The sequence below is a fragment of the Mycobacterium sp. genome (assembly GCF_044223235.1).
In the GTDB taxonomy this organism is placed as follows: domain Bacteria; phylum Actinomycetota; class Actinomycetes; order Mycobacteriales; family Mycobacteriaceae; genus Mycobacterium.
The window spans coordinates 130,808-137,987 of record NZ_JBGAME010000010.1; the positions used below are offsets into that span (position 1 = coordinate 130,808).

General features: G+C 68.0%; 6 protein-coding genes. 4 read left to right on the top strand and 2 right to left on the bottom strand.

The annotated features are described in order from the left end of the window. Positions 1-148 precede the first annotated feature (148 nt). Positions 149-1,732, top strand: coding sequence for an amino acid permease (locus ADBZ6K_RS15005; protein WP_526347970.1), 1,584 nt, complete (start codon positions 149-151; stop codon positions 1,730-1,732). A 75-nt stretch (positions 1,733-1,807) separates the two neighbouring features. On the opposite strand, the gene ADBZ6K_RS15010 is transcribed toward ADBZ6K_RS15005, so the two are convergent. Continuing rightward, complete coding sequence (locus ADBZ6K_RS15010) at positions 1,808-2,266, bottom strand: Lrp/AsnC family transcriptional regulator (protein ID WP_526347972.1); 459 nt, start codon at positions 2,264-2,266, stop codon at positions 1,808-1,810. 95 nt (positions 2,267-2,361) lie between these two features. Between ADBZ6K_RS15010 and ADBZ6K_RS15015 the strand changes: the two genes are divergently transcribed. The 3 genes from ADBZ6K_RS15015 to ADBZ6K_RS15025 all read left to right on the top strand — a co-directional run bounded on the left by ADBZ6K_RS15015 (position 2,362) and on the right by ADBZ6K_RS15025 (position 6,613). Next, positions 2,362-2,784, top strand: a complete 423-nt coding sequence (locus ADBZ6K_RS15015) for a rhodanese-like domain-containing protein (protein ID WP_526347974.1) — start codon at positions 2,362-2,364, stop codon at positions 2,782-2,784. A 68-nt stretch (positions 2,785-2,852) separates the two neighbouring features. Continuing rightward, the gene (locus tag ADBZ6K_RS15020; protein WP_526347977.1) at positions 2,853-3,797 is read left to right on the top strand and encodes an NAD(P)/FAD-dependent oxidoreductase; all 945 of its coding nucleotides are present in this window, start codon (positions 2,853-2,855) and stop codon (positions 3,795-3,797) included. Positions 3,798-4,735: 938 nt separating this feature from the next. After that, a complete protein-coding gene (locus ADBZ6K_RS15025) occupies positions 4,736-6,613 on the top strand; it encodes a M4 family metallopeptidase (RefSeq protein ID WP_526347979.1) in 1,878 nt (625 codons plus the stop codon). Between the two features lie 90 nt (positions 6,614-6,703). Here the strand turns inward: ADBZ6K_RS15025 and ADBZ6K_RS15030 are convergent. After that, positions 6,704-7,180: ribonucleotide-diphosphate reductase subunit beta (locus ADBZ6K_RS15030; protein WP_526347981.1), on the bottom strand; the 477-nt coding region annotated here is incomplete at its 5' end.

The window sequence follows — 7,180 nt, forward strand, 5'->3', positions numbered from 1 at the left end:
CCGCCCGAAGCGTTGCCTGTCAGTTTCCTGGGAATTCCCGGGAATGCCGCTCCCCCGGTTGTCGAACCGTGCGCGGCGGGTGACGCTCGCTACGGAATCGCAACGCGGCGGCGCCACCGAAACCGTATTTCGTACCGGAAGGTCCGCGTTGTCCACTGAATCCGCAGCAGCACCCACAACTGGCACGGCGGGTCTGAAGAAGGGCGCGATCGGCATCGTCGCGGTCATCTTCATGGCCGTGGCCAACGCCGCCCCCATCACCGCGATGACCGGCAACGTGCCGATCGCGGTCGGATTCGGCAACGGACTCGGCGCGCCGGCCGGATTCCTGTTCGCCACCATCGCGCTGACACTGTTCGCGCTGGGCTATGTCGCGATGGCCAGGCACATCACCACCACGGGCGCGTTCTACGGGTTCATCTCCCACGGGCTCGGCCAGACCTGGGGTATGGCCAGCGGCTTTCTGGCGACGTTCGCCTACATCGTGTTCGAGGGTTCCCTCATCGGCGGTTGCGCGTACTTCGCCAACGACGCGGTGAACACCGTTGCGGGAGTGAACGTTCCGTGGCTGGTGTTTGCGATCGCGGCGATCGTCGTGATCGGCGCGCTGTGCCACTTCCACATCAGCCTCACCGCGGCGATCCTGGGTGTGACCCTGGTCTCGGAGGTGATACTGCTGCTGGCGCTGGCCCTTTCGGTGATCGTCAAGGGCGGTGGCCCGGACGGCTTCATGCTGGACCAGACCGTGCTGTTGAACAAGGCCTTCGAGAGCCTGCCCGCGGGTGCATTCGGCACCGCCGCGGCCGCCGGTTCGATGGCCATCGGCCTGTTCTTCGCGTTCTGGTCGTGGGTCGGTTTCGAAACCACCGCCGTCTACGGCGAGGAATCCCGCAACCCGAAGACGATCATCCCGCGGGCCACGCTGATCGCGGTGATCGGGCTGGGCCTGTTCTACACGTTCGTCTCGGCGATGGTGCTGGCAGGAAACGGCGCCACGGCGTCGGTGGAGACTTCGATCAGCTCGTCGCCACTGGACCTGTTCTTCAACCTGGTACACACCAATCTGGGTGGATTGCTGCTCGACGTCTACAAGATCCTGCTCGTGATCGGATCGTTCGCCTGCGCGCTGGCGTTCCACAACGCCGCATCTCGGTACCTATTTGCGCTCGGCCGCGAAATCCCTTCCACCGCAGTAAAATCCACTCTTGGCGCTGCGCACCCCAAGCACGGCTCGCCCTACCTCGCTTCGGCACTGCAGAGCGTCATCACACTGGTACTGGTGCTGCTGTTCGCCGGCTTCACCGCCGTCCAGGTGCCCGACGCCAACGGTGTTCCCATCGACACGCCGTCGCTGGTGCCCTACACCAACATCTACGGTCTGCTGGCGCTGATCGGCACGGCGGCCATCCTGCTCGTGCAGGCCATCTGCTCGGTCGCGGTGATCTGGTACTTCTGGGTGCGAAAGACCCACCGCGGCAACGTGATCACCACACTGGTGTGCCCGCTGCTGGGCGGTGTGGCGATGGGGTATGTGGTGTGGCTGCTGTGGGACAACCGCGCGTTCGCCGCCGGTTACGCCGCCAACTCCCTTGTGTTCAAGGACGCCCCGTACTTCATCGCGGGCGTGTTCGTCATCGGCTTGGTGTACGCGGTATGGCTGCGCTACTCCAGGCCGGGCACCTACGCCGAGATCGGCAGGACGGTGCTCGAGGACGCCCACGAGCGCCCCTGACACTTCCTGGCGAGCAAACGCAGAAGCCCCTTCTCCGCCCGGTTTCGGGGTGCTTTTGCGTCTGCTCGCCAGGGATTACGCCGGCAGGATGCGCCGGGACGGCAGCGGGCTGGAGTAGACCACGCTCGTCGTGATGCTGCCCAGCGTCGCGAGCTTTCCGGTGATCCGTTCCAGGTCGGGCATGGATCTGGCCAGCACCTTCATGATGAAGCAGTCGTTGCCGGTGACGTGATGGGCCTCAACGACTTCGGGCACCACGGCCAGCAGATCGTGCACCGGCCGATAGTTCCCCGACGGGTAGGCCAGGCGGACGAAGGCCGTGATGGCGTAGCCGAGAGCATTGGCGTCGACGACCGCGGTGTAGCCGACGATGATGCCCGCGTCGACGAGCCGGCGAACCCGATCCGCGGTCGAGCTGGGCGACAGCGAGACGGCGCGGGCGAGATCGGCGGTGCTCATCCGCCCGTCGGTCTGCAGAGCGTCGAGGATGAGTTCATCCGTGCGATCCAGGTTGACCCGTTGATTGTTCGGCATACTGGCAAGTATTCCGCTGATCCGATGCCACTTCACGCCATTCGCCGTCAGCTGCCCGTTCTCGAGACCGATGTGCCGGTGTTTGGATTATCTTCATGACTGCCGCCGCGCGTGACTTCTTCGCCGCCAAGCTCACCTTCGAGACCGATCCGGCCGACCTCGCCGCCGCCCGGGCATCGGGCACGCCACCGCTGATCGTCGACACCCGCTCGACCGAGGCGTGGGACCAGGGCCACATCCCCGGTGCCCGCCACATTCCGGGACCCGACCTCGCGAAGCGGGCCGCAACCGAACTGCCCGACCTCGACGCCGACATCGTCGTCTACTGCTGGGGACCCGGGTGCAACGGCTCGACCCGCGCCGCGTTGCTGCTGACTGAGCTGGGCTACCGCCGGGTGCGTGAGCTCATCGGCGGCTTCGAATACTGGGCAAGGGAAGGCCTGGCGATCGAGACTGCGCGGGGCCGCACCCGCCGTCCCGTCGACGACCTCACCGCACCGGTCGCCGCGACGGTGTGAGTCCTGCGGGCGGCTCGCGTAGCGTCACGGCGCATGACGTTGCGCCACGACGAGTCGGCCGTTAACGCGTGATCGTCGTCATCGGCGCGGGAGTGTGCGGGCTCGCGGCCGCCTATGAACTGTCGCGGCGCGGCAGGCAGGTGATCGTGCTGGAGCGCGGCGAGCCGTTCGGCGAGCAATCCGCGGGACTGGCGCGGATCTTCCGCATCGCACACCGGCGACCGGAGTTGTGCGCGCTCGCCGTGCAGGCCCGCGCCGGCTGGGGGCGCTGGGAGGACGAACTAGGTGCCGGACGGCTGCTCGGCGACGAGGGCTTCATCGCCGCCGGGCCGCGTGAGGACACCGCGGCGGCGATGCAGCACGCGGGTGCGGAGTTCCGCTGGCTGGACCGCCGTGAGATCGCGGCCAGGATCCCGTTCGTCGTACCACCTTGGGAGGGCGGCGTTTTGGATCCGGCCGGAGGTGCCCTGCGCATCCGCCGCGCGCTGTCCGCCCTGGCGCAACGGGTCGACATCCGCCGCGCCGAGGTCACCTCGGTCACCGACGACGGGTTGGTCACGCTGGCCGACGGCGCCATCCTTCGCGGCGAGCGCGTGCTGATCTGCGCGGGAGTCGAAACACCTGAGTTGTTCGGCCCGCTGGGCGTCGAGTTCGTCCCGCACACCCGCTACAACTACCAGGGCGCCGATGCGTCCGGCGCGGCCTGCCTGTCCGCGCCGGAGGGCTACGGGCTGCCCCTGGGGAGCACGGGACAATGGGGATTCGGCCAGGAAGAGCCCGATCCCGAAGCGGTGCGCGCCCTGTTCCCGTCGCTGACGCCGGTGGGTCAGGTGGATTGTGTGTCGGTGCGCGCGGCGTGGCTCGACGCCGGCGGCGACGGCTGGACGGCGGCGAGCCGGGGTCAGGTCGTCGCGTTCGTCGGCAGCAACCTGATGAAGTTCGCGCCGCTGCTCGGCGAACGGCTCGCCCAGGCGGTGCTGAGCGACGAGCCGCCGGCCAACTTGTCCCCGTGAGCGAAGCACGCCGCGGGTCGCCAGGGTTCAAGGTGCATGCACTGCCGCCCAAGCACTTTCACGACAGACCCGCCGGTCGCCGGCCACGGTAGCCGGGGCACCCCCTCCAGTACAGCGAATTTCCCCGATCGACAGCGCATGCGAGTTCCAGACCAGGCGCGCCCCTCAGTCGTATTGCGGCGCGCTGGCGACCCCCACGACGAACATGCTTGGTACCTTGACAGCCGATCGCGTTGGGAACACGCACAGAGGGAGGCGCATTGGCTCCGTCGCGTCGCAGTGCCTACAACGCTGTTGCACACTGGGTGCGCATCGGCGCGGTGGCAGCCGGTGTGGGTGTCGCCATCGGCAACGGTCAGGCGATCGCCTCCGCAGCCCCTGGGGACACCGCGGACAGCGCCGACCATTCGGCCGGCAGCACCGAACCGCGCACACTCACCGCTACGGGAACCACCGCGGCGGACACGACATCAGCGGTTCCGCGACGAGCCCGGCCGCGTCCGGACGCCGTCGCGGTGCGGATCCCCCGCCCTACCCAGCCGGACGCCGGCGAAGCCACTTCCGCGCGGCCGAACCGGAAACAAAGGCACGGCTCCGATGGCCCGGCCGATCCCGCCGTGACGGAGACCCAACCCCGCACACAGTCCGGTTCGGGCGCTGACGGGGAACCCCGTAAGTCATCGAGGAACTCGACCCCGCGACCCGTCGGCCCGCAACGGCTCACCGACATAACCCGTCCGGAACAGCGCGCCGAGGTCCAGCGCCGACCCGAGGACGCATCGCCCGCCACCAGGCAGCCGAAGGCGGTCGTCGGCGCGGACATCCCCACCGCCGTCCGCCGGGAGGAGTCCGCCGTCCCCGACCCTCGGGAAGCGGAAACACTCACGCCGGCAACCATATTCACAGGAACTCCGGCAGCTACTAGGATGACCGCCGGCGTGACGGTCCACCGTGCCCTCGCCGGCGCGCTGAGCCGGATCGGCCTGGGCGAACCGGCCACCGGCCTGCCGTTGCCACACATGCCGCCGGAGAACCTGGTCGCATCGCTGTGGCTGGCGGCGCGTGACGCGCAATCGCGCCGAACCGCTGTGGGCGCGGCTCCGGCGGCGACGGTCGTGGGCGACCCACCAGCGCAGCGCGGCATCGAAATCGCCAACCTGGCCGCCCGGCCGGACGTGACCGCCACCGTCGACGGCGACAGCACCGTCCGCGTCGTCAACGGCGCCTTCACCGACGCGACGATCAACAATGCGGCAGAGGCCGCCGACGTGTTCAACCAGATGTCCGGATTGATCGGCGCCCCTGCGGGTTTCGCCAACGAGACGGATATCACCGTGCAGCGGGTGGGAGCATCAGAGGACGACGGCGAAACGTTCTACCGTATGCATCAGACGGTCGGCGGCATCGAGGTGCTCGGCGGCGAAGTTATCCTGGCCACCGACGCCGACGGCGCCGTAACGGGACTGTTCAACAACTACGACAGCCGAGTCGACGGTATGGAATTGACGGCCGCCCGTCGGATCGACAGCAGGACCGAGGCGGCCGCGGCGGCGATTGCCGCCTACGTCGGTTCGCCCGACGCCCGGCCGTACCGGGTGATCGCCGCGCCGTTGATCGCGGCCGGGGTGGTCAATCCTGAGCTGGTGATCGACGCGCTCGACGCCGACACCGACCCGCAGCTGGCCTGGCGTGTGGTGGTGGATCCGCCCGACGCCGCGGATCTGGTCCGCGGCGCCGCCACCGACCCTGGGGCGACCTACTACATCGCCGCCGCCGGCGCCCGTGCCGGCTCGGTGATCCGCCGCACGTCGAATGCCGATGCGCTGGCCCTGGGGTCGGCGGCCACCGCCACCGCCACCGATGACCTGGGGGCCAGCCGCCAGATCGGCGTGGCCCGGCTCAGCCTGCTGATCCTTGACATCGACAACCTGCACGACCTCACCCGCAACATCGAGACCGACCGCACCACATACTTCTTCTTAGTTGGGCCGCCGATCACGCCGGGTGTCCCCGTCTTCCGGGACCTGTCCGGCTGGGACACCTCGGCGGTATCCGCGCACGCGAACATGGCCGAGGTGTACGACTACTACTCGGATGTGTTGGGGCTGAGATCGTTTGACGGTGACGGCGCCCCGGTGGTGGTGAGCATCCAGTACAACCCGCGCGAATCGCTGTCGGACTACACCGACGGCTACGACAACGCGTTCTGGGATTCCACCAGCCAGCAGTTCGCATTCGGCGACACCGGCGACCTCGAAGCCGCCGTCGACATCGTCGGGCATGAATTCACCCATGCCGTCGTGGATCACGCCGTCGGCGACCGGGACCGCAGCCTGGACTACGGCGAGTCGGGCGCACTCAACGAGGCCTACGCCGACGTCCTCGGCACGCTGATCGAGGGCAAGACCGGTTCGGGCCGCTGGCTGATCGGCGAGGACGCTGCCAGCGGGCCGATCCGCAACCTTGCCGACCCCACGTCGATCGGCACGACCTACGGGCCCTACCGCGCGAGCTACGCCGATCGCTACACCGGCACCGGCGACGAGGGCGGTGAACACGTCAACAGCACGATCTTCAGTCACGCGGCATACCTGATGATGACCGACCCGGCGACCAGTGACATCTCCGACGACGCCTGGGCGCGGCTCTTCTACCACTCGCTGTACCGGCTGAGCCCCGGGGCCACGTTCGCCGACGGCCGCGCCGCGGTGCTCAGCACGGCGATCGCCTCGGGGTACACGGATGCGCAACTCGACGCGATCGAGCGGGCCTTCGACCAAGTCGGGATCGCGGAGGGCGCGACCACAGCTGTCTGATGCCGGCGTCTGACACATCCGGGTGGAGATGAGCGCCAGGGCAGCCCGATGGTGCGAGCTACCGTCGCGGCTGCCGCATACGCGCCTTCGTCAGAAGTCCCAGTCCTCGTCGGTCGTGTTGACGGCCTTACCGATCACGTAGCTCGATCCCGAGCCGGAGAAGAAGTCGTGGTTCTCATCGGCGTTGGGGCTCAGCGCCGACAGGATCGCCGGGTTGACCGCGGTCTCGTCGCGCGGGAACAGCGCCTCGTAACCGAGATTCATCAGCGCCTTGTTGGCGTTGTACCGAAGGAACTTCTTGACGTCCTCGGTCAGCCCCACCTCGTCGTAGAGGTCCTGGGTGTACTCGACCTCGTTGTCGTAGAGCTCGAAGAGCACCTCGTAGGTGTAGTCCTTGAGCTCCTGACGCCTGGCCTCGTCCACGAGCGCCAACCCACGCTGGTACTTGTAGCCGATGTAGTAGCCGTGCACGGCCTCATCGCGGATGATCAGCCGGATCATGTCGGCCGTGTTGGTCAGCTTGGCCCGGCTGCTCCAGTACATCGGCAGGTAAAAACCCGAGTAGAA

Coding starts and splice junctions, on each gene's coding strand:
- ADBZ6K_RS15010 (WP_526347972.1), bottom strand. CDS start 2,266: ATGCCGAACAATCAACGGGTCAACCTGGATCGCACGGATGAACTCATC.
- ADBZ6K_RS15015 (WP_526347974.1), top strand. CDS start 2,362: ATGACTGCCGCCGCGCGTGACTTCTTCGCCGCCAAGCTCACCTTCGAG.